The following is a 25,761-nucleotide window of genomic DNA, read 5'->3' on the forward strand; positions in this document are numbered from 1 at the left end:
TATCCCGGCAATTATTGCCAACAAGGATGGGGTATTGATGAATGTGTTAGCTATAATTGAGCGAAATTTTGAAAAAGATAATTTTGAGCTGATTAGTCATTTAAAATCTAAACAATCAATTAGGGTAATAGAAGCTACCAACTCTTGCCTAGATAAGACATTAGGGAATTTTAAAGGCCTGGTAATTTGGGCTACAAACGAAATAAACTATAATTCTTCATTATGGCATCATATGGTTGTAAGAAAACAGTCGTGGTTTATGCTGATGGAAAGAATATCTCCCAAAGAAATACTGAAATTAGTTGACCATGGAATTAACTTTATAACTTTAGGAGACCCCAAGAGAGCTTTTGTGTTAAATAATCAGAATTATAAGCTTCTTCGCTTAGCCATTGATATTTTAGCTTGGTCTGCAGAAAAATTATTAATAGAAGAACAAAGTTTAAAGGTTCTTAGTAAGAAAGAAAATGAGGTAGTTAATTTACTTTTAGAAGGCTATGAAGATAAAGAAATTGCCCAGCGACTATATATTAGTGATAAAACTGTGAGAAATCATATTAGCAATATATTAAAGAAAGTATCGTTAAAAAATAGAACTCAGTTGGTGTTGTGGGCATTAAATCAAAAAGGTGAAATTTAATAGCAAACTGGCTTTGATAAAATCCTAGTCTTAATAGGCTGGGATTTTATTAACTAAAACTTTAGCGGAGGTTAACTGGTATTAAGCCATCACTAAACAATAACGTAATTATTAATCATTAAAATCCAGGTTGATCACATTAAAAGGGTACGGAACAATGATGATTTAAGTTTTACTTTATAAATGTGTTAAAATGGGATATCATTATAAGTGAAATTGAAAGGAGTGAAAAAGATGCGAGGACTAATTTGGAGATGGGTGATAAATGCTTTGGCGTTATTTTTTGCCGCCCAAATCTTATCAGGTATGAGTATTGGGGGATTTGGATCTGCGATGATTGCAGCTCTAGTTCTAGGATTAGCTAACGCCATCATAAAACCTATATTGAAAATTTTAACTTTCCCTATAACTATACTTACTTTAGGGATTTTTACTTTAGTTATTAACGGCTTTATTTTGTGGCTAGTAGCAGCTACTGTCCAGAACTTTAGTGTAGAAGGTTTTTTTGCTTCCATTATTGGAGCGATAATACTTAGCATAATTTCTTCCATTCTAAGCTTTTTAGTAGCTGATGACACCATTTAAAATATGGTAGGATAAAATAGTAAAGCTTTCAAAAAGATATTAACCCTTTTATCCACATATCCACAAAAGTGGTTAGCAAAAAAAGTGGAGTTATCCACAGGGTGAGGGGTGAGAGCACATGGGAGCTTATAGCGTTTTGTGATTTTCGCATACTAAATATTAACAGGCTACTAACAAGAAAAATGATTTTATCCACAATTATTCTAATAAGATAGGTGAGACTGATGAAAGAAACGATTGTAATAGGTCATAAAAATCCAGATACAGATTCAATAGCTTCTGCCATTGCTTATAGTGAATTAAAGAATAGGCTAGGTGGAAGTTGTGTTGCTAAAAGATGTGGTGGTTTAAATACAGAAACAGAACATATTTTAAAATTCCTTGACATATCAGCTCCTGAATATATCGAAGATCTAGAGCTTAGGGTAAAAGATATTTTAGTTAACTCTTATCCAGCTTTACCTAAAGAGGAAACTTTAAAAAAAATAGGGACATTGATGGGGGAGAAAGAGATAAAATCCTTACCTTTACTCCACGATAATAGCACCTTAGCAGGAATAATTACACCAGGGGATTTTGCTAAATTATATTTACAAGAGATAGAAAGTGGAGAAATTTTTTATTCAAAAATATTAATAAAAAATGCTGTGGAAAACTTAAAGGCTGAGGTGTTTTATCAGGGAAAAGATATATTTTTAACGGGAAGAATTTTAATTGGAGCGATGGATGTTGAAAAGCTGAAACTTGTGCTGAAACCCAATGATACTTTAATTATTGGAGATAGGTTTGAAGGTCAAAAGGTAGCGATACAAAGGGGAATAAGCACATTAGTTTTAATAGGAGGCTGTAAGCCCAATAAAGAAATAATTGAACTGGCTAAGCAGTACAATGTTAATATTTTAGGATTTGAAGGTGATAGCTTTACAGCAGCTCGCTTACTTGCTTTAGCTAGGAGTGGCAGTGATGTAATGACTACTTCAACTCAAACGGTCGATGAAAGTACAAAGCTTAGTGAGCTAAAAGATCTGTTTTCTTCAACGGGTTTTAGGGCATTCCCTGTTGTGGATGAATCAAATAAATTTCAAGGAATGATAACAAAAAAAGATGTAATTGACATTACATCTCCTAAAGTTATATTGGTTGACCATAGCGAAACTAGTCAAAGCGTGGAAGGGTTGAACTTAAGCGAGATTGTAGAGATTATTGATCATCATCGGTTAGGGGATATTCAAACTCAAAAGCCTATTCCAATAAACTGTAGACCTGTTGGCAGCACCGCTACTTTAGTTGCTGAACAATATTTTATCAACAATATAAATATAAAAACCAAAATGGCGGCATTGCTGCTGTCTGCTATTATATCAGATACAGTGATGTTAAAATCTCCTACTACAACATCCTTTGATGTTAATATGGCAAAAAGATTATCGGAAATAGCTAAAGTTTCTTTAAAAGATTTTGGCAAAGAGGTTTATAGCTGGACAGAGAAGATTGCAGACCTTTCGGCAGAGGAACTTCTTAATCAAGATTTAAAAGAATTTGAGTTTAGCAGCGGGAAAGTTGCTATAGGACAAGTGGAAACAACTTCAGTAGAAAAAATATTGGAAGCAAAAGATGAATTTATAAAAAGTATGGAGGAGCAATCTACACAAAATGATTATCAACTGATGATGTTGATTATAACTGATATTATAAGTGGGGATTCTTATGCTATTTGTTACGGAGGTAAAGGTACTGAGGTAGCAAAAGCTTTTAATCAATCTATATCCGAAAATATATTTTTCATGCCTAAAGTTATGTCAAGAAAACTACAAGTTATACCAGTTTTAGGGAAGATATTTAACAAAAGTGTATAATTTTGTTGGGTATGGACATGAATAATATTGGTTAATGACATTCTCATTAGCCCCCTGTTTTGAAATCTAGGCAGAAGTAGGCCACTGCCTAGATTTTTTTATTTGTTAAAATATATAGTTACATTTTAAAAAAATATGATAAACTTAAAATGTATCTGCATTTAAATATAGATGTAGGCATACTGTTTTAATAAACTAGTTGGGGAGGACTTTAAAATGGTTAAAAATAGTTTATTATTTATTTTATTGGGGTTAATTATTTTTTCACCTATGTCTGCATCTGCTGATGGTAAGGTGATTTTTGAGATGGAAGATCCTGTTGGTGACTCTCATGGCACTGGAGCTTTTACTCATCCCACAGCTGAAGTATATGGAGATAGAGTGCAAGAACAATTAGATCTTACATACTTTAAAGTAATTGATCAAAAAGATAACGTGCAGTTTAGGTTAGAGTTTGCTTTAGAACCTGATGCTGTAAACCCTTGGGAAGGTGAAGGATTTAATTTTCATAGAATTGATATTTATCTTGTTACTGAGCCTGGGGTTACCGGAGCTACTGAAACTTTTAGGCGAGGAGCTAATGTTGAATTTGAGGTGCCATGGAATAAATTAATTAAAATTAAGGATTTCAATAAATCAAAGGTATACGATGTAAGAGAAGACCCAGACGACTTAGATGCTGGACGACAGATAGAAGTTTTTGTGGATGGAAAAGAGATAGTAGCCAATGTCCCCAAAAATTATATAGGTGAGATAGACAAAAGCTCTATGTTTTATGTTTTGGTGGGGCATTATTCAAGCTTAGACAGTGATGGGTTTTTGCAGATCAAGGAAGAAGCAGGAAAGTGGCATGGTGGAGGGGGAGACCCGGAAGGGAAGTATAACCCAAATGTTTATGATATTTTAGCAGAAAGCAAAGAAGAACAATATGCACAGCTTCAATGGGAAGAGGAAAGTGTAGCTGTTCTAAAACCAGTTGGAGGAAAACAGCGGGGCTCTTTTATGAAAAATATTTTAATAGTCGCCGGCATAGTGATTATTGCAGGAGTAGCTTTACTTGTAGTCAAAAATAAAAGAGAAATTATTAGCCGTAGATTTTAAGAGGGTGGATTAAATGAAAATATTTAGGCTTATTGTTTGCTTTTTTTTATTTTTTATATTGACTGGGTGTCAAAATGATTTGCCGGATCCAGTTGAACCTGATACAGAGATAACATTAGAAATATGGGAAACATATAATGAAGATGAACAAGAGGTTTTTTTAGATATAATAGAAGAGTTTAAAAAAGAGAATCCTAACATTTCAATAGAATTAAATAGCATAGGCCATGGTAAAGGGTGGGAAGAACTACAAAAAGGGCTAGCAATGGGAAACCTTCCTGACATAGCTTTTGTGGATATGAAGCACATTTCTGCTCTAGCAGAAGCAGGGGCAATTGTTAACCTAAATTACTTAGGAGCAGATGAACTAGCTGAGCAACTTATTAGTTCGGCAGTGAAATCTAATACCTATGGGGGAGGAATTTTTGGCCTGCCTCAAAAAGTTGAAACTAAAGTTCTATATTACAACAAAACATTGTTTGATGAAGCAAATGTAAGTTATCCCACAGAAGAATGGACATGGGATAATTTGATTAACTTCAGCAAGCCCCTAACTAAAAATAATAATTATGGCTATGGTATGGGAAATAGTTTAGAAGAAACACTCCCTAAATTTTATTCTTATGGTGCTGAATTGACAAATGATTCACAAGGGCAATTTACTCTTGATAGTGAAGCAGGTCTTAAGGCCTTGGAGTTAAAAAACAGTTTATGTAATGAATATCAAGTAGCTGCTGGAGCTTGGAAAGATGACTTTTTTAATCCCAGGGAGGGGTTTGTACAACAAAAATATGGTATGATAATTGACTCTAGCGAAAGATTTTCTTTTTATGATGAAAAGCTAGAACTGGGAGTAGAAATGGTTCCTAAGGGAACTTATGGTTCTGTGTCTAGCATACAGGGTGATAGTATGGTTATATTAAAGGACTCAGATTATCCCCACGAGGCATATGAATTTGTTAAGTTTTTAACTTCTGCTGAAATCCAAACACTATGGTTTGAACAGCTAGGTAGCATACCGGTAAATAAAGAAGCTTTAAATGCAGTTTCAACTGATGACAACTTTGATGTTATTCTAAAGCAGGCTACACAAACACAACCAAGGTTAACTGTTCCACAATATAATGTAATTGAGGATATTGTAAATGAAAAAATAAGCTTAGTTTTGAAGGGGGAAAAAACTCCAGAACAAGCCTTAAAAGAAGCAACGGAAAAAGTTAATAACAAGTTATTTAACTAGGGACGCAGATTTGCGGCCCTATTATTTTTTTGACAGAAAAATATGTTATCATTGTAAATTTGGAAAGTTAGTATAGTTTTCAAATTTACTTTCTGGTAAAATAAATATATGTCGCAAACAATATATTTAGGGAGTGGAAGTAAATGAACCAGTTATTCCATAGTTTTAGCAATGATGTTGCAGGAGTGGGTAGAAACATACATCTGTATTTAACTGCTTCTTTTTTTGCATACCTAGGTATGGGAGCGGGAAATGTTCTTATAAACTTATATTTGATGAATGTTGGTTTTAATGAAGATTTTGTGGGGATTTTTTTATCTGTTAAGCTTATATCTACCGGCCTTTTAGCTATTCCATGTGGTATAATAACAAAAAAAATGGGGTATAAATGGAGTCTTAAACTGGCGCTATTTTTGGTAGGTTCAGGAATTTTGTTGCTTACATATTTCCCTATAAGGCAGCTTGTGTTGATAAGTGCATTATTATGGGGCTTGGGGTTATCTTTTTTTGCAGTTAGTGCCCCGCCGTTTTTACAAGAAAACTGTCCTCCCAGGTTGAGGCAACAAGCTTTTTCTTACAACTTTTCAGTGATGATGATTTCCATGATGTTTGGAAACTTGTTTTCTGGGATTATGGTGGAAAGCCTAGGGTATACTTTAAATATTAACTACACGATTACGTTAACTTTTTTTGCTGTTATAACACTTTTAGGTTTAATTCCTCTTTCTTTTATTAAGGAACAAGTTGTGTTAGAAAAGACTAATTTATATTCGCAACTGAGGGATATAAAAAATGTAGTGACCCAAAATAGTAGTATAGGTAAATTACTTTTTTGTCATGGAATGATTGGATTCGGTGCAGGTCTGATTGTACCTTTATTTAATGTTTTTTTACAAGGGCAGGTAGGGGCTAGCGAGGGTCAGATAGGGACTATTTTAGCTTTATCTCAAACAAGTACAGCTATCGCAGGACTGCTCACTCCTTGGATAGTTCCTAGGCTAGGTAAAATAAAAACAATAACCTATCTTAGAATGGCTTCTATTCCCTTTTTAATATTAATTGCCACTGGCAATAGCTTATACTTTGTAGGTCTAGCTTTTATTTTTAGAGGCAGTTTAATGAATATGACCCATCCTGTAGAGTTAGAATTTTCTATGCAGCTAGTAAATAAGGAACAGCGCCCTTCGCTAAGCGCTTTGTTGAAAACTGTGGAAAGTAGTACCAGAGCTTTTAGTGTAATCTTAGGTGGATTTTTAATGAGTAATGTAAGTTATACAGTTTCTTACTATTTAACTTGTACCTTGTATTTGATTACTGCAGTGTTATTCTATGTGTGGTTTAAAGATAAACAACACACTAAAAAAAATATTGACAATAAAACTATTAACGTGTAAAATATGGTTAAGTACCCCTTAGGGGTATATAGGAGGGCTTAACATGACATATGATGTAATTATAGTGGGGGCAGGACCTGCTGGATTGACAGCGGCTATTTACACTGCCCGAGCGGAGTTAAAGACAATGTTAATTGAAAAAAGTGCACCGGGAGGACAAGCCGCAACAACAGATACTATAGAAAATTATCCCGGAATTGAAACAGTATCGGGTCCTGATTTAGCTATGAACATGTATACTCAAGCTACTAATCTTGGTGTAGAAATATCCATGGATGAAATAGTTGATTTAAAGTTAGACGGAGATATTAAGGTTATCGCAACGGAGTCTGGGGAATTTAAGGCAAGAACTGTTATTTGGGCTACTGGAGTGCAGCCAAGGAAGTTAGAGGTGGAAGGAGAGCAAAAGTTTACTAGTAGGGGCGTGTCATATTGTGCTACCTGTGATGGTGCTCTTTATAAAAATAAAATTGTAGCAGTTGTTGGGGGTGGTGATTCAGCAATCGAAGAGGCAATTTTTTTAACTCGATTTGCAAAAAAAGTTTATGTAATCCATCGTAGAGATAAGTTGAGAGCGACAAAATTTGTTCAAAATAAAGCATTCAAAAATGAAAAAATTGAGTTTTTATATGACAGTATTGTAAAAGAAATAGCTGGTAATAATAAAGTTGGGAATCTAATATACGAAAATGTAAAAACCAAACAACAAGAAGTTTTAGAAGTTGATGGGATATTTGTGTATATAGGTAATATACCAAATACAAGACTATTACATGGTCAGGTCAATCTAACACCAGGTGGATTTGTCGAAGCTAAAAATGGTGTTGAAACAAATATAAATGGTGTGTTTTCTGCTGGAGATGTTAATGATAAATACCTAAGGCAGGTAGTAACAGCTACCGCAGATGGGGCTGTGGCTGCTGTTAAGGCACAGCATTATATAGAATTTTTTAATAAGGAGGCAAAATAATGTCTGTAAAAAATGTTAATAGTTCAAGTTTTGATCAAGAGGTACTTCAAAATGATAAGCCGGTTTTGGTGGATTTTTATGCCGACTGGTGTGGACCTTGTAAAATGCTAGCTCCTGTAATCGATGAGGTGGCAACAGATTATAACGATAAAGTTAAGGTAGTTAAGGTAAATGTTGACGAGAATCAGGATTTGGCTGGGGAATATGGTGTAATGAGCATACCGACATTAATATTCTTCAAAAATGGAGAGGCTGTCGATAATGCCGGTGGGTTTATGCCTAAAAAACAGTTGATTTCAAAGATTGAAGAAAACCTATAATAAATAAAAAGAAGTCGGCCCTGTCCGACTTCTTTTTACTTATTTTAGTAAAGTGCAATAAAAAGGTAGATTTTGGGGAAAATACGTTTAATAAAAAATTTAAATTAAATGACACTTTTTTAGATTATATTGAGTCTTACATATAAAGGCAAGTTTTATATAAATAAAGGAGTGCGGTGATTATGAAGATTAAGTTTGTTGTGGATAGTACATGTGATATACCAGAGGAAACAATAGAAAAATATGATATTGATGTTCTTCCTTTGGAAATAAATTGGGGAGAACAGGTTTATAAAGATGGAGTTCAATTAACTAAGGAAGAGTTTTTAAAAAAGTTAGCAGAAAGCGACACTATTCCAAAAACTTCGCAGCCTTCTGTAGGGGAATTTGCAAAGGTTTATGAAAAAGCATTTAAAGATGGGTACGAAAAAATTATATCCGTGCACATAACCTCAGGTTTTAGTGGGACATATCAGGGAGCAGAAGCTGCAGCTAAGATGGTGGATTCTAAAAATATTGCAGTAATTGACTCTTTTACTGCAACTATGGGTGCTGGTTGGTTAGTTTTTGAAGCTATTGAACTCATGGAAGCTGGGACTTCATTTGAAGAAATTATAGATAAGCTAGAAGCGAAACGAGAAAATAGCAAAGTTATAATTTATTTAGACACCCTAGAGTATGCTATAAAAGGTGGCAGGATAAGTAAATTAAAAGGGATTGTAGGATCGCTTTTTAATATAAAACCAATTATTTATTTTGAGAATAAAGTGGTAAAAGAATTTTCTAAATCTAGAGGCAAAAACAAAGCTCTTCAATCCATGGTTAATTGCATGGAGGAGTTATTTTCCATAGATTCCCAAAAAGAAGTAAAAGTAGCAATGGCTTATGGCACCGATCGCAAAAATGCAGAAAAAGTAATGGAAAAGATTAAGGAAAAATATAATGTTACTGAATCTATGATTTACCAAATTGGAAGTGCTGTAGCAGTTCATGGAGGACCAGGGTTGCTAGCTATTTCAGTTACATGGTAAAAAAATGAGTAGTTGACATCAAGTCAGCTACTCATTTTTTTATATAAAATAGTCTGTACGCCAAAATTCTTTTACGTCTATATTTTGAGCTCCTTTTAAAAACTTTTGACGAATTTCCGGATATTTTATGCTTAAATCTTTTATAAGTTGTTTTATTTCCTCTCTTTTAGTATTTTTATCAGCGGGACAAGGATTTTTAATAACAGGTATTGATTTTTTATTTATAATATTTTTAATTGTGCTTTCTTCAATTGCAAGAAGAGGTCTTATGACTGTAATATCTTTTTTGTCTAGATAAGTTTTAGGCTTGAATATTCCCATCTTGCTGTTAAAAAGTAAGTTCATGAAAAAAGTTTCTATTCCGTCATCTAAATGGTGACCTAACGCAACCTTATTACATTCGTACTTTTTAGCCACATTATTTAGCGCTCCCCTTCGCAAGTTAGCACATAAAGAGCAGGGGTTTTTTTCTTTTTTTATGTCAAATACGATTTTTGCAATACTTGTCTGTTCTATAACTAAATTATATTCCAATTCGTCAACAAATTTTTTCAAAGGTAATATGTCAACTGTTTCTTCAAAACCCATATCCAGTGTAATTGGAACCAGATCAAAATGAAAAGGGAACTGTTTTTGGAGTATTGTTAATATGTAAAACAAAACTGAACTATCTTTACCTCCCGACATGCCAACCGCTATCTTATCTCCTGATTCTATTAGATTATATTTTTCTACCCATTTTCTAGTGGGTGTAAGATAGCGTTGTTTATCTGCTTTTTTCATTGATAAGTCCATGGTTAAAACTCTCCTTTATCGCAGGCTACTGTAAGCGCCGCAGTTTATGACTTTTAGAGTCCAATAAGCTGTAATAAATATCCACTTACTAAGCTTTCTCTTTATACAATGGCTACTTTTTATTATTATATACATTTTAACTAAAGTAGAAAAGAGAAAATTACACTTGACTAATATACCCCTATGGGGTATATTAGTGTAAGAGAATTTGTGAGGAGGAGAAATTTAATATGGATAAAAGAAAAATTAGTCAAGTAGTGGGAATTGTATTTACGTTAGTATTAATTTTATTAGGTATTTATAATTTTAATTTTATTTTAGTTGCTGCTGGTACGTTAATAGCAATTTTTTATGGAAGATTTTTTTGTGGATGGTTTTGTCCTATGGGAACGTTTGCTGAAAGGTTGCTTTCAAAGATATCAAGAAATAAAAAGCCCCCTAAAATTATGGAAAAAAGATGGTTTCCTTATGCTGTTTTAGTGGTATTTTTTCTTTATTTGGGTGTATTAATTATTAGTAATGTTTCATATGCAGTTTTTATAATGATGGGAACTGTAGCATTAGCATCCATACTGTTAGCAGCATTGTATAGGCCTAGAACATGGTGCGAGTTTTACTGTCCGTGGGGAACGATTATGAGCTTAGCTAGTCTAAAAAGTGGAAAAAAGATATCTATAGAGGATAAATGTAAAGGATGTAAATTATGTGTAAAAAACTGTAATATACCAACGCAGCTATCCCAATCTATTGATGAGAGGAAAAAGGTTAATAAAAAGAAAGTTAAGCTTAGCGACCGTTGCATTAAATGTACAGAATGTATTAAAGCGTGTCCTCATAACGCTATAAATTTTGAAAATAATTAAATGTGGTAATTTTTTTGTATCTTTAATATTTTTTTAGCCTCTAGGGGAAAATAAAAAAAAGAAAAAGGGGGCTAAGGTTTAAAAGATGCAAAAAGTAAAAATATTTAGTTTATGCATGATACTTTCTATGCTTTTTCCTGTATTTGCAGTTGCTGAAGTTGAAACAGAAGATGGAAGTTACTATACTCTTTTTGATGATGAGGAAAATATATTATTAAAAACGGGCATTGTTATTCAAGAAGGGGATAAATTTGTAGACCACAAAAATGTTACTTATGAGGTGTACAAGGTAGATGAGGAGCAAAAAAAAGCATGGGCTAAGAAAAAAGAAGAGCAACAAAATCCTTTAGAATTAGAGGAGGAAGATAATGAACAAAGTGAAGGAGAGGCCCACAGCGAAATAGAAGCTGTGGGTCAATTTGCTCAGATTGAAGAGGCAGATCAAAGAAGAATCGGTTTATATTATACTCATAGCGGCGAAAGTTTCGTTCCAACGGAAGGATATGCTCAAACAGATCAAACCCAAGGTGGAATATATGAAGTTGGAGCAGCTTTAGCTGAAACTATAGAGGAGTTTGAGGTAGAGGTGATAAATGATCAAACTACTCATTTCCCTTACTCGGGTTCATATAGAAGATCTAGGCGAACTGTTTCAGAATTATTGGAGGAAGATTTAGATGCAATATTTGATATTCATAGAGATGCGGCGCCTTGGGACGGTTATTATGCTAATATAGATGGAGAGTCGGTAACACAAGTTCTTATAGTTGTTGGCACCCAAAATCCTTTCTATAGAGCTAATGAGGGATTTGCTTGGTGGTTAAAATCTGTAGCCGACGAACAAACTCCAGGGTTGATGAAAGGGATTTTTTATGCCAGAGGAGATTATAATCAAGACCTGCACCCTAGAGCGTTATTATTAGAGATTGGAGCTCATCAAAACAGGAGAGAGCATGCAGAAGAAGGGGCTCGTCTTTTTGCACCAGCAATTGTTGAAACACTTTATGGAGAACCTGAGGAAGCAGAGGAGGAAAAAGAACGACTTGAGGAAGAAGCAAAGATAAAGCCGGAAGGTGAAGAAGATGATGAGTTAGACCCTAAGGGGATGTCAACGATAGATAGAGGAGGTCCAGGTGGAATTGGAGGGATTTGGCAAGCAATTTTGAGTTTATTTTTGTTGGCTGTGGCGGGAGGTGGAATTTACTTATTAATAAGTGTAGGAGATACACGAGAGATTAAGAGAACCTTGAAAAAGTTTTTTAGCAAAGAGTTTACAAATCAAATTAGAAGAAGTAGTGTTAAAGATAGAGAAAAAGATAACGAGGATAAGCATTGACAGTTTTTCTACAACTGTATATTATTAAATAAAAGGTTCTAGTATGGAAATATTTTATACCACTGTTCAAATAATAAACAGTGGTTCTGTTTTACATAATAAAAATAGTAAATGAGGTGATGTAAAAAATGAAAATAAAAGCGGATTTGCATACCCATACTATTAGTAGTGGTCACGCTTACAGCACCTTAATGGAAATAGTAAAAGCAGCCAGTGACAAGGGGCTGGAAATGGTAGCTATAACCGATCATGGTCCTGCAATGCCTGGAGGACCTCATCCATACCATTTTGGGAATATGCGAGTTGTTCCCAGGGAAATGTTTGGTGTTGAAGTGCTACGGGGAGTGGAATGTAATATAATTGATGAACAAGGTAATGTGGATTTAATAAAACGTTTTAGGAAGCATTTAGATATTGTTATAGGAGGTTTTCATACCGATTGCTTTAACGGAGGCGATTTGGCATATAACACCGAAGTAGCAATAAATGCTATGGAAAAAGGGAGCTTTGATATTATGGTGCATCCAGGTAATCCTGACTTCCCAATAGACAGTGATAAAATAGTAATGGCAGCAAAAGAAAATAATATATTAATAGAAATTAACAATAGCTCATTAAAAAATGATGGAAGTCGGAAGGGGAGTTTTGACAACTGTTATAGCATAGCAAAAGCTATAGTAAAGCATGATTGGAAGGTATCACTAGGAAGTGACTCTCATATATTTGCTGATGTAGGGGTGTTTTCTAAAGCTCTTAAATTAATTTCAGATGCTGGTATTAAAGAAGAGCAAATAATAAACACTGATGTAAACAAGGTTAAAGAGTTTTTAGCACATAAAAATAGGTCGCGTTATACACAGGTTACTCCTGAGGTATAGTTGGTAAAGGAGGAAGAGAGATGGAACTGGCAAAGAAACGAATTGGAATAGACATAGGGGGAACTAATATTGCTTGCGGGTTAGTTGAGGAAGGGCAAATATTGTATAAAACATCTCTGGCAACTAATGCATCAGAAGGTAAAGAGTCAGTATTTAACTCAATTTTTAAGGCTGTACAAATGGTATTAGATAATACTGAAACTACAATAAAGCAAATAGCAGGGATAGGTGTAGGGGTTCCGGGTATGGTAGACATGGATACTGGAGTTGTAAAATTAGCTCCAAATCTGTACTGGGAGTACGTACCTGTAAAAGAAATTTTAGAGAAAAAGTTTAAAGTGCCAGTTGTAGTGGATAATGATGCCAATGCAGCAGCGCTAGGTGAGGTGTTAAGCGGTGCAGGGAAAGGGAATAAAGACGTTGTTTGTATAACAATAGGGACAGGAATCGGAGCTGGCTTAATAATTAATGGGAAAATACACCATGGAAAAAGCGGTGGCGCAGGCGAGTTCGGACATACTATTGTCAATGAGAAAGGTCCTCTTTGTAACTGCGGAAGTCGTGGATGCTTAGAAACCCTAACTTCAGCTACAGCTATTGTTAATAAAGGTAAAGATATTCTACAACAGGAAAGTGACAGTATTTTAAAAGATTGCATTGTTGAAGGGCAGCCTTTAGGAGCAAAGGAGATATTTTTAGCTGCCCAAAAAGGTGATAAGTGGTGCAAAGAAGTTATTGAAGAATCCTGCAAGCATCTTGGAATGGCACTTGCAAATGTTGTAAACTTATTAAACCCAGAACAAATTATTGTTGGAGGCGGTGTTTCCCAGGCAGGAGAGGCCCTTTTTAGACCATTGAAAAAATGGGTGAACTATTATAGTTTAGACATCTTAAACAAAGACCTTTCTGTAGACCCTGCTGAACTTGGTAACGACGCCGGGATAATTGGTGCAGCGGGACTAATTAAGTAATTAAGGCGGCGTAAGCCGCTTTTTTTAAACTATGGGAGTGAATTTAATTGATAGAAGCAAAACAAAAACAAAGGTTTATAGATATACTAAAAAAAGGTGAATCAAAAATTCAGAATATAGGAGTTGAAATAGAACATATAGTCGTTGATAATAATTTTAATACTGTAAATTATTATCAACGTAATGGTATAGAGGATATTCTTAAAAACCTATTGCCGCTTGGGTATCAGGGTGAGTATTACAATAATTATTTAGTTGGACTTAGCAAAGGTGAAAATACTATTACTTTAGAGCCCGGTGGACAACTAGAAATTAGTATTAAGGAAAAAGGTAGTATTAAAAAGATAAAGGATAATTATTTTGAGTTTATTTCTGACCTTGCTCCAATACTTTCGGAAAATAATCAATATTTACTGGCTGTTGGTTACCATCCTAAAACTTCTATAACAGAGATACCTTTTAATCCAAAACCGCGTTATAAACAAATGGCGACCTATTTTGAAAAAAAAGGAAAACTAGCTCATAATATGATGAAGGGAACTGCCTCAATACAGGTTAGTATAGATTATACCGATGAAGAGGATTTTGCAAAGAAGTTTGCAGTGGCGAATTTTTTAACACCGTTAATTGCTATATTGACAGATAACTCCCCTCGTTTTGAAGGTCAAAATTATAAAAGGCACAGCATAAGAACTAAAATATGGCAAAATACTGATAATGATAGAAGCGGGATAGTACCTTATAAAACAGGTGAGTTTTTTGGGTATGATGATTATGCTGAATACCTGATAAATGTTCCTCCTATCTGTGTTTTACAAGATGGAAAGTTAAGCTTTTATAGTGATAAAAAAACTAAAGATATTTTAGACCCTGAAACCTTTACCGATGATGAGGTTGAGCATTTGATGGGAATGGTATTCCCTGACGCTAGAGCTAAAAAATATATTGAGATAAGATCGGCAGACTCCATGCCTTATCCATTAAGCTTTGCTTTTATTGCCTTTATAAAAGGGGTATTTTATAATCAAGATGCTATCGATTATTTTTATAACCTTTCTCAATATACTTCTAGTGAGGATATTGAGAAAATTAAAGCTGAGTTACAATGGCAAGGTTATAAAACAAAGGTTGTGGAAAAGAACTTGGAACAATTAGCAAATGAAGCTTTTGATTTTGCCTTAGATAAATTAGACAAGGAAGAAGTACAATATTTGAATTCTATAAAAATGATGATAAAAAACAAAGAAAATCCCAAGATGTACATGGAAGACTTTTGTAACAAATATGGGCAGGAAGCATTTAAATGCTGTGCTGTAACAGTAGATACCTATAACCAATGTACAAAAATTAAAACGTCAAGCAAGTGCTAGTTCAAAATAATATCGAAAGGTGGCTGGATAATTGGTATACACAAAGGCAATTAGAGAGTTTAGAGATATTATAAAAGGAAATCAAGAAGTATTTATTAAAGAATATCAACAGCTTAAAGAGCAGGTTGCTAAATCCCCTGCGATATATAAAGGGGAACCTATTGATTTTTTATATCATCCAATATACCTATCAGATAAAGATGTAGTTCAATTTACTGTTCTTACAAATAAACTTTTTGGGATTTTATCCAAAGTTATAGAAATGTATCTACAAGAGCCAAGCTTTAGAAAACACTTTCCCTTTGACCCACTTTTAGAAAAATTAATTTTGAAAGATCCTGGATATAGCATAAATGTTCCAATGTCTCGCATAGATGTTTTTTATCATGGCGAAGGAGATTTTCAGTTTTGTGAACTAAATGCAGATGGTTCTTCTGCTATGGTTGAAGCCAGAGAATTGCAGAGAATAATAGGAGAAAGTCTTGCTGTTAAGTCTCATAAAAAAGAATTCAAAATTTCAGGGTTTGAACTTTTTCAAAGTTGGTTTGATGCTCTTATGATAAATTACAAAGAATATGCTAGCAGCGAGAAACTTCCTAACATTGCTATAGTGGACTATATAGAGGGGGAGCCGTCAAAGGAATTTCAGGAATTTAAAAAAACATTCGAGAAAAACGGGTGCTCTACTGTTATAGCTGATGTTAGAGAGTTAGTATATAGGGATGGGGTACTATATTATAAAGATTTTTCTATAGACTGCATTTATAGGCGGGCTGTGACGTGGGAAATAATTGAAAATGTAAAGGAGTCGCGGGCTTTTATTGATGCATATTTGGATGGGAATGTATGTGTAGTGGGACCTTTACGGTCACAACTAATACACAACAAAATAATATTTTCCATACTACACGATGAAAGTATAACTTCCTTTTTGACAGAAGATGAAAGAAGCTTTATAAAAAATCATGTGCCATATACGGCGTATTTTGATAGGGAAGATACTTCGCTTGTAGATGATGTGAAAGAAAACAAAGATCTTTACGTTTTAAAGCCTTTGGATAAATATGCTGCATTAGGTGTTTATGTTGGTAAAGACTGTACATTAAACAAATGGGAAGAAGTTATCAATACAGTTGCAAAACAAGGGTATTTAATACAAAAGTTTTGCCATCTGCCAAATCAATCATTAGCTTTTTTTAAACAAAATGAGGTCGAATTTATAGATTTTAATTACATGATAGGGCTGTTTTGTTACAACCAAAGCTTTGTTGGTCCTTATACAAGATCAGGCAGAAAAAATATTATAGGTGCTGTAGCTGAATCATTTATAGTTCCAAATTTTAAATTAACTGATTAATTTAAAGAAGAGAGGATATAGAAATGAATCTCTATGCAGATTATCACACTCATACTAGTTATAGCCATGCTAAAGGAACTGTGGAAGAAAATATTCAAAGCGCTATCAAAGCCAACTTAAAAGAAATAGGTATTGCTGAACATGGACCCCAAACCCTTTTTGTGGGGGTATCAAACAAAAAATTTGAAAACTTATATGACGAAATTATTAGTTTAAGAGATAAATATCCAGAGATTAAAATACTTTTTAACATAGAAGCTAACTTATTAGATTATGAAGGTAATATTGATCTGCCTCCTTTTGTTGAAAATAAGGTAGATATGTTGCTGTTGGGGTTTCATCCCAACATTGTACCATCCAGTAAAAGCTTTCCCATGGTGACAAATAATTTGTTGTCTAGAAATTTAGGGTTAAGAAAAGAAAGGACTAGATGGTATAACACACAAGGGTTGATAAAAGCTATGAAAAAGTATGATATTAGCTTGATAACTCACCCAGGGCATAAAGTAGATGTTGATACTAAACAGTTAGCTAAAGCTTGTGCTGAAACAAATACGGCGTTAGAAATCAACTGTAAGCACGGCATGAAAATAAAAGATTTTGTAGATATTGCTAAGAGCGAAGGGGTTAAGTTTATAGTAAGCTCTGATGCCCACCACCCAAATGAAGTAGGCGAATTTTCCAAGGGGATAAGTATAATAAAAAAACTCAATATACCTAAAAGTATGATTGTAAATTCGGAAAGGAGTACTTAATATACCATGAAATTTGTAATAATAACTGGAATGTCTGGAGCAGGTAAAACATTAGCTTTACGAAGTTTTGAAGATATGGGGTATTTTTGTATAGATAATTTACCGCCTAAGCTTATTCCAAAGTTTGCAGATATTTGTCAGGAAGTTGATGGAGAAATTGAAAAGGTTGCCATAGTAGTTGATATAAGGGGTGGAAAATTTTTTTCAGGGGTATCAAAGATATTGGACGATTCTAAACTAGAGCCTACCATAGTTTACTTAGAAGCTACAGATGATGTTTTAATAAGGCGGTTTAAGGAAACACGAAGACTGCATCCTTTAGCCTCAGATGGAAGACCTATAGATGGAATTACAAAGGAAAGGGAACAACTAGCCTTGTTAAGAGAAGCGGCTAACCATATTATTGATACGTCAGAATTTACTGGACATCAGCTAAGTAAAGCAATTAAACAAAAGTTTCAAAAAGGCTATCCCTCATTTACTGTTAATATAATGTCTTTTGGGTTTAGGTATGGAATACCCCATGATGCTGATTTGGTTTTTGATGTAAGGTTTCTACCTAATCCGCACTATATTAATGAACTACAACCTAAGACCGGTGATGACACTGATGTACAACAGTATGTTATGAAACATAAAATAGCTCAAGATTTTCTTAAGAAGCTAGAAGATATGGTAAACTTTTTGCTTCCGTTATATAAAGAGGAAGGTAAGGCACAAATAATGATTGGTATCGGTTGTACTGGGGGAAAACACAGGTCAGTAACTTTAGCTAACATTTTGTCAGAAAAATTGGGCGAGACCGAGAAAGTTAATCTTTTTCACAGAGATATAAACAAAGGGAAAAAGTAGATAAAAATCAGGGGGGATAAAATGGGGCGTTTTGGAAAGTGGTTTTACCCGGGGTTATCAATTAAAAGATGGGTTTTTGTATTAGCGCTATCTATTTTGGGGCTGTCTTTTGGAGTTGCACTTATAGCTGTTGGAGTTGAACAGTTACAGAGTAAAACAAGAAGTATATTATCTCATTTTTTTACTTTGCTAGGCGACTATACTCTTTTGTTGGCAGGAGTAGTTATTCTATGCAGCCTTATTTTGTTGGTTATTTCTATTGTGAAAATTAACAAAAATATAACTAAGGTTATTTCTGGAGATGAAAATAAAATTGTAGACACTATGTATAATAAGGCGCAGCTTTCGAGAGGGCCAAACATAGTGGTGTTTGGTGGAGGCACAGGACTTTCAGTGTTACTTAGAGGTTTAAAGGAGTATACTACAAACATTACAGCAGTTGTAACTGTTGCAGATGATGGTGGGAGTTCTGGTAGAATACGAGGAGACATGGGAGTGTTACCTCCTGGTGATATTCGGAATTGTCTTGTGGCATTAGCGGATAAAGAAAGTTATTTAGAGACCATTTTACAACATAGGTTTTCAAACGATGAGTTAAAAGAACATAGTCTAGGTAATTTGATTTTAGCATCATTGAGCCAAAAAATTGGCTTTGTTAATGCAATAAAAGAAGTGGGCAAAGTTCTTGCTGTTAGGGGTAGGGTTTATCCAGCTACTTTGGAGCCGAAAATTTCCTTGCGAGCTAAATTTAAAGATGGTAGTGAGGTTGTTGGCGAGACCAAAATAGCGCAGGAGAATAAGGTTATAAAAAGAATTTCTTTGATCCCAGATACTGCAGAGCCCTTGCCGGAGACTTTGCAGGCTATAAAAAATGCAGATGCTATTATTTTGGGCCCTGGTAGCTTATATACCAGTATAATACCCCATTTCCTTGTAGAGGGAATACCAGAGGCTATAAAAAATGCTAAGGCTCCCGTTTACTATATTTGCAATGTAATGACTCAAAAGGGAGAAACGTTAAACTACAGTGCAGTAGACCATGTTAAGGCACTTGAAAGGCATAGTTTGAAAAATATTGCTGACTATATTGTTTTAAACAACAAAAATATATCAACAGAGCAAGCTGATATATATAAGAAAAAAGATAATGCTGGGCCGGTTCAGGTTAATGAAAAGAAATTGAATAATGGAAAAATTGAGGTCTTACAAGGGGATCTTTTAGAGGATGATAAAGTACAGGTAAGACATAGCTCAAACAAATTAGCTAAATTCGTTTTAAGTCATCTAATTAAACAAGATTATAGAAATAAAAATTTTATCGATCATTATTTATTAGATAAGAAACTTAATGAGATCGACTAGGTAGCAGAACTTGCTGTTTTTTTGATATAATATTAGTATTAAATAATAAAGGGGGACACTAAAATGTCCTTTGCATCCTCCGTTAAAAATGAACTTTGTAGAAATATCTATGATCAATGTTGTATAAAAGCAGAGCTGGCTGCAATTTGTCTTATAAATGGCTCTGTCCAAATTAACTCTAAGCAGGGGATTGTGTTACATGTATCCACAGAAAATGCTACAATTGCAAAAAGAATGTTTAACTTGATAAAGGGAGCTTTTGGTATATCAGGACAAATCTTTGTTAAAAAGAAGAATAAGTTGAAAAAAAATAATAGTTACTTAGTTCAGGTAAGCGGACAAGAAAATGTTGAAAGTTTGTTAAAGGAATTATGTTTATTGGAGAGTAATAAGGGGGTTAAGGAGCGGATACATCAACTCCTGCTAAAAAGGAAGTGTTGTAAAAGAGCCTTTTTAAGGGGGAGTTTCTTGGCTTCTGGGTCTATAAATAATCCTGAAACCTCGTCCTACCATGCTGAAATATCTTTGAATTCTGAAAATCACTGCGATTATTTAATGGAGCTTTGCTCTCAGTTTGGTCTTAAAGTAAAAAAAACAACTAGGAAAAAGAGTTTTTTGCTTTACATTAAAGATAGTGATGTAATAGTGGACTTTTTAAACGTAATAGGTGCCCATAAAGCGTTACTTTCTTTTGAAAATACTAGGGTGTATAAAGAAATGCGTAATAATGTTAACAGAGTTGTAAACTGTGAAACAGCCAATCTGAATAAAACTGTTGATGCTGCTCAAAAGCAGATAGAGAATATTAACCTTATAGATAGATACATAGGCTTAAATAATTTGCCTCAACCTCTTCAAGAAGTAGCACATCAAAGATTAAAAGACTCTTCTTTAAGTCTTAAAGAAATAGGGGAATCTTTAGAGCCTACCGTAGGCAAGTCTGGTATTAACCATAGGTTTAAAAAAATCGAAAAGATAGCAAATGCAATTAAGGATAAACATTCAAAGAAATAAAAATAAAGGGAGCGATAAAATGATTGAAAAGAAAGGGAGAGTAAACTTAAAAACTGGTTTACATGCCAGACCGGCAGCACTTTTTGTTCAACAAGCTTCAAAGTTTGTTAGTGATATTAAGCTTGTAAAGGATGATTCAGAGGTTAATGCAAAAAGTATAATGGGGATTATGGCAATGGCTTTGAGCCAAGGGAGTGAAGTTAGCATCTTAGCTAATGGGCCTGATGAAAAAGAAGCTGTAGATGTTTTAGTAAAATTATTAGAAAAGGATAGCATATAAAAAACTCCCTTGAGGGAGTTTTTTATATGCTATCCTTTTGCTTTTTGTACTTTCTTTGAAACAATTCAATACGTCCTGCACTATCCACTACTTTTTTGACTCCTGTGTAGAATGGGTGGCAATTTGAACAAATTTCTACTTTGAGATTTTGTTTTGTAGATTTAGTGTCGATAGAATGTCCACAGGCACAAGTTATAGTAGATTGTTGATACTTAGGATGAATACCTTTTTTCATCTTTATCCCCCCACAACATTTATCGTAGTATAACTTTGTGTAAGCTCTAACATTGAGTTGCCATTATCAAAATAGTAACACAATTTCGAACAAAGAGCAAATTCTTTGTAACATATGGCTATGAATAAACACTTTTTATTATGATAATTTGCTGTATAATAGTAACTAGAGCATATATTTTTAAAAAGCATAAAACTTTTATAGTTAATGTCAAGGAGGAAAGATGGTTAATCTTATAGAATAATAATATATAAAACTTGTTAGTTTCTTTATAAATGAATATTAGATAATTGCAATTAGTTGCATTTAATAGAAATAATGCCGTCTTAAGGGATACTCTCTAGGTTAAAGTGGGGATTTCTTTGGATTTATTTAGAAGAAGGTCTTATTGATGGTTAGTAAATTTTTGCAATTGTTTAGTTTAAATCAATTTGGGAGGGAGCGCTTATGAGGTTAGATTTTGGTTTAGAGATGCAGCAAACACAAAAGTTAATGATGACTCCCCAACTACAGCAAGCTATTAACATTTTACAAATGTCTTCTTTGGAGTTAAATGAATTTCTTTTAGAAGAAATGGAAAGAAATCCAGTACTTGAGGTTAATAGTGAAACTGAACGACAACCAGAGGGTGCAAAAGAGGAAAATAGAGAAGAATCCTCAAAGGAAAAAGAAGAGGTGGATTGGGAAGAGTACTTTGCTAATGAAAGCCTACCTTATGAAAATAATTTAGCTTATAATAAAGATAATGAAAAGGATTCTTTTGAAACCTATACTAGCAATGATCCTACTTTATTAGATTATTTTGAGGAACACCTTCTTTTCTATAAACTTACAGAGACAGAGAAAAAAATTGGTGAGTATATAATTGGAAGCTTAAATGACAGTGGTTATCTTACAACAACAACTGAAGAAATATCTAAAAACCTTTCTGTTGGATTAACTTCTGTGGAAGAAGTTTTAAATATTATACAACAGTTGGAGCCAGGGATAGCCGCTAGAGACTTAAAAGAATCATTGTTGTTACAGACTCGCTATAGGCAAGACGCTCCTGATTTAACAGATATTGTTATTGAGAATTATCTTGAACTGGTAGCTCAAATGAAAATAAAAAACTTAGCTGAAGAATTAAATGTTTCAGTAGCCCATTGTCAAAGAATAATTGATTATATTAAGGGATTAAACCCCAGACCGGGATTGCTCTTTGCGTCTATGAATGATAATAGATATATTCAGCCAGATGCTACAGTGTTGGACATAGAAGGGGACTATGTAGTTTTAGTTAATGATAATTTGGTACCTTCTTTGCAAATTAATAACTACTATAAGTCTCTGCTTAATAAGGGGTCAGGCAAAGAAAAAGATTTCATAAAAAATTCGTTAAATTCGGCGTCGTACTTGCTAAAAGCAATCGAACAACGAAAAAACACTCTTAGAAATGTAGTAGAGTATATCGTTGATTATCAAAAGCCTTTTTTACAAAATGGCATAAAATATTTAAAACCTTTACGACTTAAGGATGTAGCTGATGAACTGGATATTCATGAATCAACGGTGAGTAGAGCTACTTCATCAAAAACTGTAGAAACTCCAAGGGGTATTTTTCAATTAAAATATTTTTTTAACAACTCATTAAACGGTGGCGCAGAAGGGTTGTCAACGGCGGGTATTAAACAGCAGATTTTGGATATGATTAATAATGAGGATCCTACCAAACCTTTAAGTGATCAGAAGATTTCTGACATGCTAAATTCCCAGGGGATAGACATCTCCCGAAGAACAGTAGCAAAATATAGGGTGGAAAGTAAGATACCTTCATCTTCTAAAAGAAAAAGATATGCTGCAAATTAGGGTGATGTAAAATGGTTTATAGAGTAAAACAGTTCTTTAAAAGTATTACGGCTAAAACAACTGAAGATGAGGAAATGTGGGTTAAAAAAGTTTTAAACGGTCAACAACAAAAGCTTTTTTTTAGTCTCCCTATTTATGAGCAACGGCACAGCATTGATGTGGCAAAATCTATAATGAAAAAAGCAGGGCAGCTAAATAAAGATGAATACAATCTTCTTATAAAAGCTGCCTTGTTACATGATATTGGCAAGGTGAATACCGGCTTAAACCCTATTACCAAATCTATTGCTGTTATTTATGATTGTTTTAATTCAAGGAAAAAAATACCTAGCAAACCTAAATTTTTGCAAGCTTACTATTTACACCCTGATTTAGGGGTTGAGTTTTTGCAAAGGGATGGAGATGCTAACAAAACACTTTTATTTCTAATTTCCAATCATCATCAGCCAATTGACAAAGTTTCGAATGAGTTATTAAAACTTTTGATAGAATGTGATGAAGAAAATTAGACTAATCTATTGATTTTAAATGGTTATCATGGTACTATTTAACTATACAGGGATATTTTTTTAACTACACTGGGACAAATAAGGAACTACATGGACGCAGAATGTCCCTGGTGGGAGGTAGTATATGAAAGAGATTATAGAAATTCAAAAAAAGATTGCTCCTGAATATATAGAAGTAGTAAAAAAAAGGCATAATATACTGAGAAGTATTAGTTATTTGCAGCCAATTGGAAGAAGAAACCTTGCTGTAAAAATAGATGTTGGAGAAAGGGTTCTTCGCTCAGAAGTAAATAAGTTAAAAGAAAGTGGCTTAATTATGATTGAAGCTTCAGGTATGAGTCTAACTGAAAGTGGAGAAAAGTTTTTAAAAGAAAGCGAAGGATATCTCAAAGAGTTACTAGGTCTAACTAGCATAGAGAATCAATTGAAAGAGAAGTTAAAGATTGATAAGGTAATTGTTGTTCCTGGTGATAGTGACGAGAGCCCATTGGTTAAGGACGAAATTGGTAAAGGAGTAGCCAAAGTTCTTGCAAAACTTATAAAGGACCAGGATGTTTTAGCAGTTACAGGTGGGTCAACTGTAGCAGCAATACCTGATCAAATTCCTAAAATGTCAAGGGATATTACTGTTGTTCCTAGCCGGGGTGCACTAGGTGAAAGGGTGGAGATGCAGTCAAATACAATCGCTGCTGCCTTAGCTAATAAAATGGGTGGCAAATACAAAATGTTGCATGCCCCTGATAACCTTAGTAAAGCCGCATTGACCTCTATTATTGAAGATCCTAAAATAGCTTCAGTGTTAAAAGCTATAAAAGATGCAAACATACTTATCCACGGCATTGGAGATGCTGGTGTTATGGCACAGCGAAGGTCAACCTCGCCTGATGTTTTGGAGAAGTTAAACGAAAATGAAGCTGTTGCTGAAGCCTTTGGATACTATTTTGACTCACAAGGTAATACGGTCCATCAAGAAGAGATAATAGGCTTAAAACTTAAAGATTTACAAGAAATTAGCACTATTATTGCAGTAGCTGGAGGAAGAACAAAAGCTAAAGCTATTGAAGCTGTGGCCTTAAATCATAGGCAACATATTTTAGTGACTGATGAAGGGGCAGCTATGGAAATTTTAAAGTAGGTATTAAAGCCTTGGGGCTATTAATAAACAATTTTAAGGAGGAGATTTTGTATGACACTAAAGATTGGGATTAACGGATTTGGAAGTATAGGTAGAAGGGTGCTTAGAATTGCTCATGGTAACCCAAATTTTCAGATTGTAGCTATAAACGATTTAACAGACGCTAAAACTTTGGCTCATCTACTAAAGTATGATTCAACTTATGGAAAGTTTGAAGCAGAGGTAGAAGCTACTGACAATTCAATTGTGGTAAATGGACATGAGATAGAAATATCAGCTCATAAAAACCCTGCAGATATTCCGTGGGATAATCATGGTGTTGATATCGTTATCGAAGCTACAGGTATTTTTAGAAAAAAAGAGGATGCTCAGGCCCATATCGATGCTGGTGCTAAAAAAGTAATTATTACAGCACCTGCTAAAAACGAAGATATAACTATTGTAATGGGAGTTAACGAAAAAGATTATGACCCTGAAAACCATCATATTGTTTCCAATGCTTCTTGCACAACTAACTGCTTAGCTCCATTTGCAAAAGTACTTAATGATAATTTCGGAATTAAAAGGGGGCTAATGACCACTGTTCACTCTTATACAAATGACCAGCGGCTACTAGATCTTCCCCATAGTGACCTAAGAAGAGCTAGAGCTGCAGCAGAGTCTATTATTCCAACAACTACCGGTGCTGCCCAAGCTGTTTCTCTTGTGTTGCCAGAACTTAAAGGCAAATTTGATGGGTTTGCTATGAGAGTTCCGACATCTGCAGTTTCTGTAGTAGATATGACAGTTGAATTAGAGAAAGATAGCGATGCAGAAACAATCAACAAGGCCTTTAAAGAAGCGTGCGATAACGAGTTAGCAGGCATAATGGATTACACAGATGAGCCTCTAGTATCTAGTGATTATAAAGGTTCTCCATTTTCTTCAGTGATTGATGGACTTTCCACAAAAGTTATGGGAAACAACATGGTTAAGGTTTTAGCATGGTATGATAACGAGTGGGGTTATTCTGCAAGAGTTGTTGACCTAGCATTACACATGGGAAAAACTCTATAATTTTTAAA

The 25,761-nt window shown here is 34.2% G+C and carries 26 protein-coding genes; 24 read left to right on the forward strand and 2 right to left on the reverse strand.

All coding sequences use genetic code 11. The features are described 5' to 3' along the window. The first annotated feature begins 37 nt into the window (after nucleotides 1-37). From PRVXT_RS02800 to PRVXT_RS02840, 9 genes are all read left to right on the forward strand, one after another. Nucleotides 38-640 carry a helix-turn-helix domain-containing protein gene (locus PRVXT_RS02800; RefSeq protein ID WP_350344178.1) on the forward strand — a complete coding sequence of 201 codons (603 nt, stop codon included), beginning with the start codon at nucleotides 38-40 and terminating at the stop codon, nucleotides 638-640. A 234-nt stretch (nucleotides 641-874) separates the two neighbouring features. After that, nucleotides 875-1,225, forward strand: coding sequence for a phage holin family protein (locus PRVXT_RS02805; RefSeq protein ID WP_350344179.1), 351 nt, complete (start codon nucleotides 875-877; stop codon nucleotides 1,223-1,225). A 224-nt stretch (nucleotides 1,226-1,449) separates the two neighbouring features. Next, the gene (locus PRVXT_RS02810) at nucleotides 1,450-3,081 is read left to right on the forward strand and encodes a putative manganese-dependent inorganic diphosphatase (protein WP_350344180.1); all 1,632 of its coding nucleotides are present in this window, start codon (nucleotides 1,450-1,452) and stop codon (nucleotides 3,079-3,081) included. Nucleotides 3,082-3,297: 216 nt separating this feature from the next. Then, a complete protein-coding gene (locus PRVXT_RS02815; RefSeq protein ID WP_350344181.1) occupies nucleotides 3,298-4,182 on the forward strand; it encodes a glucodextranase DOMON-like domain-containing protein in 885 nt (294 codons plus the stop codon). A 13-nt stretch (nucleotides 4,183-4,195) separates the two neighbouring features. Then, nucleotides 4,196-5,422 carry an extracellular solute-binding protein gene (locus tag PRVXT_RS02820; protein WP_350344182.1) on the forward strand — a complete coding sequence of 409 codons (1,227 nt, stop codon included), beginning with the start codon at nucleotides 4,196-4,198 and terminating at the stop codon, nucleotides 5,420-5,422. A gap of 143 nt (nucleotides 5,423-5,565) precedes the next feature. Beyond that, on the forward strand, nucleotides 5,566-6,816 hold the full coding sequence (locus PRVXT_RS02825; protein WP_350344183.1) for an MFS transporter: 1,251 nt from the start codon (nucleotides 5,566-5,568) through the stop codon (nucleotides 6,814-6,816). A gap of 43 nt (nucleotides 6,817-6,859) precedes the next feature. Further along, nucleotides 6,860-7,786: a thioredoxin-disulfide reductase gene (trxB, locus tag PRVXT_RS02830; protein WP_350344184.1), complete on the forward strand. Its 927-nt coding sequence runs from the start codon at nucleotides 6,860-6,862 to the stop codon at nucleotides 7,784-7,786. Continuing rightward, complete coding sequence (gene trxA / locus PRVXT_RS02835) at nucleotides 7,786-8,106, forward strand: thioredoxin (RefSeq protein WP_350344185.1); 321 nt, start codon at nucleotides 7,786-7,788, stop codon at nucleotides 8,104-8,106. The genes trxB and trxA overlap by 1 nt, the downstream gene beginning before the upstream one ends. Before the next feature lie 182 nt (nucleotides 8,107-8,288). Further along, on the forward strand, nucleotides 8,289-9,137 hold the full coding sequence (locus PRVXT_RS02840; RefSeq protein WP_350344186.1) for a DegV family protein: 849 nt from the start codon (nucleotides 8,289-8,291) through the stop codon (nucleotides 9,135-9,137). A 39-nt stretch (nucleotides 9,138-9,176) separates the two neighbouring features. Here PRVXT_RS02840 and PRVXT_RS02845 read toward each other — a convergent pair whose 3' ends face one another. Further along, a complete protein-coding gene (locus PRVXT_RS02845) occupies nucleotides 9,177-9,932 on the reverse strand; it encodes a tRNA 2-thiocytidine biosynthesis TtcA family protein (protein WP_350344187.1) in 756 nt (251 codons plus the stop codon). 230 nt (nucleotides 9,933-10,162) lie between these two features. Between PRVXT_RS02845 and PRVXT_RS02850 the strand changes: the two genes are divergently transcribed. The 11 genes from PRVXT_RS02850 to PRVXT_RS02900 all read left to right on the forward strand — a co-directional run bounded on the left by PRVXT_RS02850 (nucleotide 10,163) and on the right by PRVXT_RS02900 (nucleotide 20,970). Continuing rightward, nucleotides 10,163-10,795 (forward strand): 4Fe-4S binding protein, encoded by a 633-nt coding sequence (locus tag PRVXT_RS02850; protein WP_350344188.1) that lies wholly within the window; start codon nucleotides 10,163-10,165, stop codon nucleotides 10,793-10,795. An 85-nt stretch (nucleotides 10,796-10,880) separates the two neighbouring features. Beyond that, on the forward strand, nucleotides 10,881-12,131 hold the full coding sequence (gene spoIIP / locus PRVXT_RS02855) for a stage II sporulation protein P (protein WP_350344189.1): 1,251 nt from the start codon (nucleotides 10,881-10,883) through the stop codon (nucleotides 12,129-12,131). Nucleotides 12,132-12,259: 128 nt separating this feature from the next. Then, entirely contained in the window at nucleotides 12,260-13,009 is a 750-nt protein-coding gene (locus PRVXT_RS02860) for a phosphatase (RefSeq protein WP_350344190.1), read from the forward strand. 20 nt (nucleotides 13,010-13,029) lie between these two features. Then, the gene (locus tag PRVXT_RS02865; protein ID WP_350344191.1) at nucleotides 13,030-13,980 is read left to right on the forward strand and encodes an ROK family protein; all 951 of its coding nucleotides are present in this window, start codon (nucleotides 13,030-13,032) and stop codon (nucleotides 13,978-13,980) included. Between the two features lie 47 nt (nucleotides 13,981-14,027). Next, nucleotides 14,028-15,350 carry a glutamate-cysteine ligase family protein gene (locus PRVXT_RS02870; protein WP_350344192.1) on the forward strand — a complete coding sequence of 441 codons (1,323 nt, stop codon included), beginning with the start codon at nucleotides 14,028-14,030 and terminating at the stop codon, nucleotides 15,348-15,350. 31 nt (nucleotides 15,351-15,381) lie between these two features. Further along, complete coding sequence (locus PRVXT_RS02875) at nucleotides 15,382-16,707, forward strand: glutathionylspermidine synthase family protein (RefSeq protein ID WP_350344193.1); 1,326 nt, start codon at nucleotides 15,382-15,384, stop codon at nucleotides 16,705-16,707. A gap of 23 nt (nucleotides 16,708-16,730) precedes the next feature. Beyond that, entirely contained in the window at nucleotides 16,731-17,462 is a 732-nt protein-coding gene (locus PRVXT_RS02880; RefSeq protein ID WP_350344194.1) for a PHP domain-containing protein, read from the forward strand. A 6-nt stretch (nucleotides 17,463-17,468) separates the two neighbouring features. After that, entirely contained in the window at nucleotides 17,469-18,314 is an 846-nt protein-coding gene (gene rapZ, locus PRVXT_RS02885) for an RNase adapter RapZ (protein WP_350344195.1), read from the forward strand. Nucleotides 18,315-18,335: 21 nt separating this feature from the next. Then, nucleotides 18,336-19,676 (forward strand): gluconeogenesis factor YvcK family protein, encoded by a 1,341-nt coding sequence (locus tag PRVXT_RS02890; RefSeq protein ID WP_350344196.1) that lies wholly within the window; start codon nucleotides 18,336-18,338, stop codon nucleotides 19,674-19,676. A 63-nt stretch (nucleotides 19,677-19,739) separates the two neighbouring features. Next, nucleotides 19,740-20,690, forward strand: a complete 951-nt coding sequence (gene whiA, locus PRVXT_RS02895) for a DNA-binding protein WhiA (RefSeq protein ID WP_350344197.1) — start codon at nucleotides 19,740-19,742, stop codon at nucleotides 20,688-20,690. A gap of 19 nt (nucleotides 20,691-20,709) precedes the next feature. After that, nucleotides 20,710-20,970 (forward strand): HPr family phosphocarrier protein, encoded by a 261-nt coding sequence (locus PRVXT_RS02900; RefSeq protein ID WP_350344198.1) that lies wholly within the window; start codon nucleotides 20,710-20,712, stop codon nucleotides 20,968-20,970. Between the two features lie 22 nt (nucleotides 20,971-20,992). Here PRVXT_RS02900 and rpmE read toward each other — a convergent pair whose 3' ends face one another. Then, nucleotides 20,993-21,205, reverse strand: a complete 213-nt coding sequence (gene rpmE / locus PRVXT_RS02905) for a 50S ribosomal protein L31 (protein WP_350344199.1) — start codon at nucleotides 21,203-21,205, stop codon at nucleotides 20,993-20,995. Nucleotides 21,206-21,652: 447 nt separating this feature from the next. Between rpmE and rpoN the strand changes: the two genes are divergently transcribed. The 4 genes from rpoN (at nucleotide 21,653) to gap (ending at nucleotide 25,753) form a co-directional block, all read left to right on the forward strand. After that, entirely contained in the window at nucleotides 21,653-23,053 is a 1,401-nt protein-coding gene (gene rpoN, locus PRVXT_RS02910; RefSeq protein WP_350344200.1) for an RNA polymerase factor sigma-54, read from the forward strand. A gap of 11 nt (nucleotides 23,054-23,064) precedes the next feature. After that, on the forward strand, nucleotides 23,065-23,562 hold the full coding sequence (locus PRVXT_RS02915; RefSeq protein WP_350344201.1) for an HD domain-containing protein: 498 nt from the start codon (nucleotides 23,065-23,067) through the stop codon (nucleotides 23,560-23,562). A gap of 124 nt (nucleotides 23,563-23,686) precedes the next feature. Beyond that, nucleotides 23,687-24,697: a sugar-binding transcriptional regulator gene (locus PRVXT_RS02920; RefSeq protein ID WP_350344202.1), complete on the forward strand. Its 1,011-nt coding sequence runs from the start codon at nucleotides 23,687-23,689 to the stop codon at nucleotides 24,695-24,697. Between the two features lie 51 nt (nucleotides 24,698-24,748). Next, nucleotides 24,749-25,753, forward strand: a complete 1,005-nt coding sequence (gene gap / locus PRVXT_RS02925) for a type I glyceraldehyde-3-phosphate dehydrogenase (RefSeq protein ID WP_350344203.1) — start codon at nucleotides 24,749-24,751, stop codon at nucleotides 25,751-25,753. Nucleotides 25,754-25,761: the final 8 nt, after the last annotated feature.

The organism is Proteinivorax tanatarense (genome assembly GCF_040267685.1).
Classification (GTDB): Bacteria; Bacillota; Proteinivoracia; order Proteinivoracales; family Proteinivoracaceae; genus Proteinivorax; species Proteinivorax tanatarense.

Coding starts and splice junctions, on each gene's coding strand:
- PRVXT_RS02800 (WP_350344178.1), top strand. CDS start 38: ATGAATGTGTTAGCTATAATTGAGCGAAATTTTGAAAAAGATAATTTT.
- PRVXT_RS02805 (WP_350344179.1), top strand. CDS start 875: ATGCGAGGACTAATTTGGAGATGGGTGATAAATGCTTTGGCGTTATTT.
- PRVXT_RS02810 (WP_350344180.1), top strand. CDS start 1,450: ATGAAAGAAACGATTGTAATAGGTCATAAAAATCCAGATACAGATTCA.
- PRVXT_RS02815 (WP_350344181.1), top strand. CDS start 3,298: ATGGTTAAAAATAGTTTATTATTTATTTTATTGGGGTTAATTATTTTT.
- PRVXT_RS02820 (WP_350344182.1), top strand. CDS start 4,196: ATGAAAATATTTAGGCTTATTGTTTGCTTTTTTTTATTTTTTATATTG.
- PRVXT_RS02825 (WP_350344183.1), top strand. CDS start 5,566: ATGAACCAGTTATTCCATAGTTTTAGCAATGATGTTGCAGGAGTGGGT.
- trxB (WP_350344184.1), top strand. CDS start 6,860: ATGACATATGATGTAATTATAGTGGGGGCAGGACCTGCTGGATTGACA.
- trxA (WP_350344185.1), top strand. CDS start 7,786: ATGTCTGTAAAAAATGTTAATAGTTCAAGTTTTGATCAAGAGGTACTT.
- PRVXT_RS02840 (WP_350344186.1), top strand. CDS start 8,289: ATGAAGATTAAGTTTGTTGTGGATAGTACATGTGATATACCAGAGGAA.
- PRVXT_RS02845 (WP_350344187.1), bottom strand. CDS start 9,932: ATGGACTTATCAATGAAAAAAGCAGATAAACAACGCTATCTTACACCC.
- PRVXT_RS02850 (WP_350344188.1), top strand. CDS start 10,163: ATGGATAAAAGAAAAATTAGTCAAGTAGTGGGAATTGTATTTACGTTA.
- spoIIP (WP_350344189.1), top strand. CDS start 10,881: ATGCAAAAAGTAAAAATATTTAGTTTATGCATGATACTTTCTATGCTT.
- PRVXT_RS02860 (WP_350344190.1), top strand. CDS start 12,260: ATGAAAATAAAAGCGGATTTGCATACCCATACTATTAGTAGTGGTCAC.
- PRVXT_RS02865 (WP_350344191.1), top strand. CDS start 13,030: ATGGAACTGGCAAAGAAACGAATTGGAATAGACATAGGGGGAACTAAT.
- PRVXT_RS02880 (WP_350344194.1), top strand. CDS start 16,731: ATGAATCTCTATGCAGATTATCACACTCATACTAGTTATAGCCATGCT.
- rapZ (WP_350344195.1), top strand. CDS start 17,469: ATGAAATTTGTAATAATAACTGGAATGTCTGGAGCAGGTAAAACATTA.
- PRVXT_RS02890 (WP_350344196.1), top strand. CDS start 18,336: ATGGGGCGTTTTGGAAAGTGGTTTTACCCGGGGTTATCAATTAAAAGA.
- whiA (WP_350344197.1), top strand. CDS start 19,740: ATGTCCTTTGCATCCTCCGTTAAAAATGAACTTTGTAGAAATATCTAT.
- PRVXT_RS02900 (WP_350344198.1), top strand. CDS start 20,710: ATGATTGAAAAGAAAGGGAGAGTAAACTTAAAAACTGGTTTACATGCC.
- rpmE (WP_350344199.1), bottom strand. CDS start 21,205: ATGAAAAAAGGTATTCATCCTAAGTATCAACAATCTACTATAACTTGT.
- rpoN (WP_350344200.1), top strand. CDS start 21,653: ATGAGGTTAGATTTTGGTTTAGAGATGCAGCAAACACAAAAGTTAATG.
- PRVXT_RS02915 (WP_350344201.1), top strand. CDS start 23,065: ATGGTTTATAGAGTAAAACAGTTCTTTAAAAGTATTACGGCTAAAACA.
- PRVXT_RS02920 (WP_350344202.1), top strand. CDS start 23,687: ATGAAAGAGATTATAGAAATTCAAAAAAAGATTGCTCCTGAATATATA.
- gap (WP_350344203.1), top strand. CDS start 24,749: ATGACACTAAAGATTGGGATTAACGGATTTGGAAGTATAGGTAGAAGG.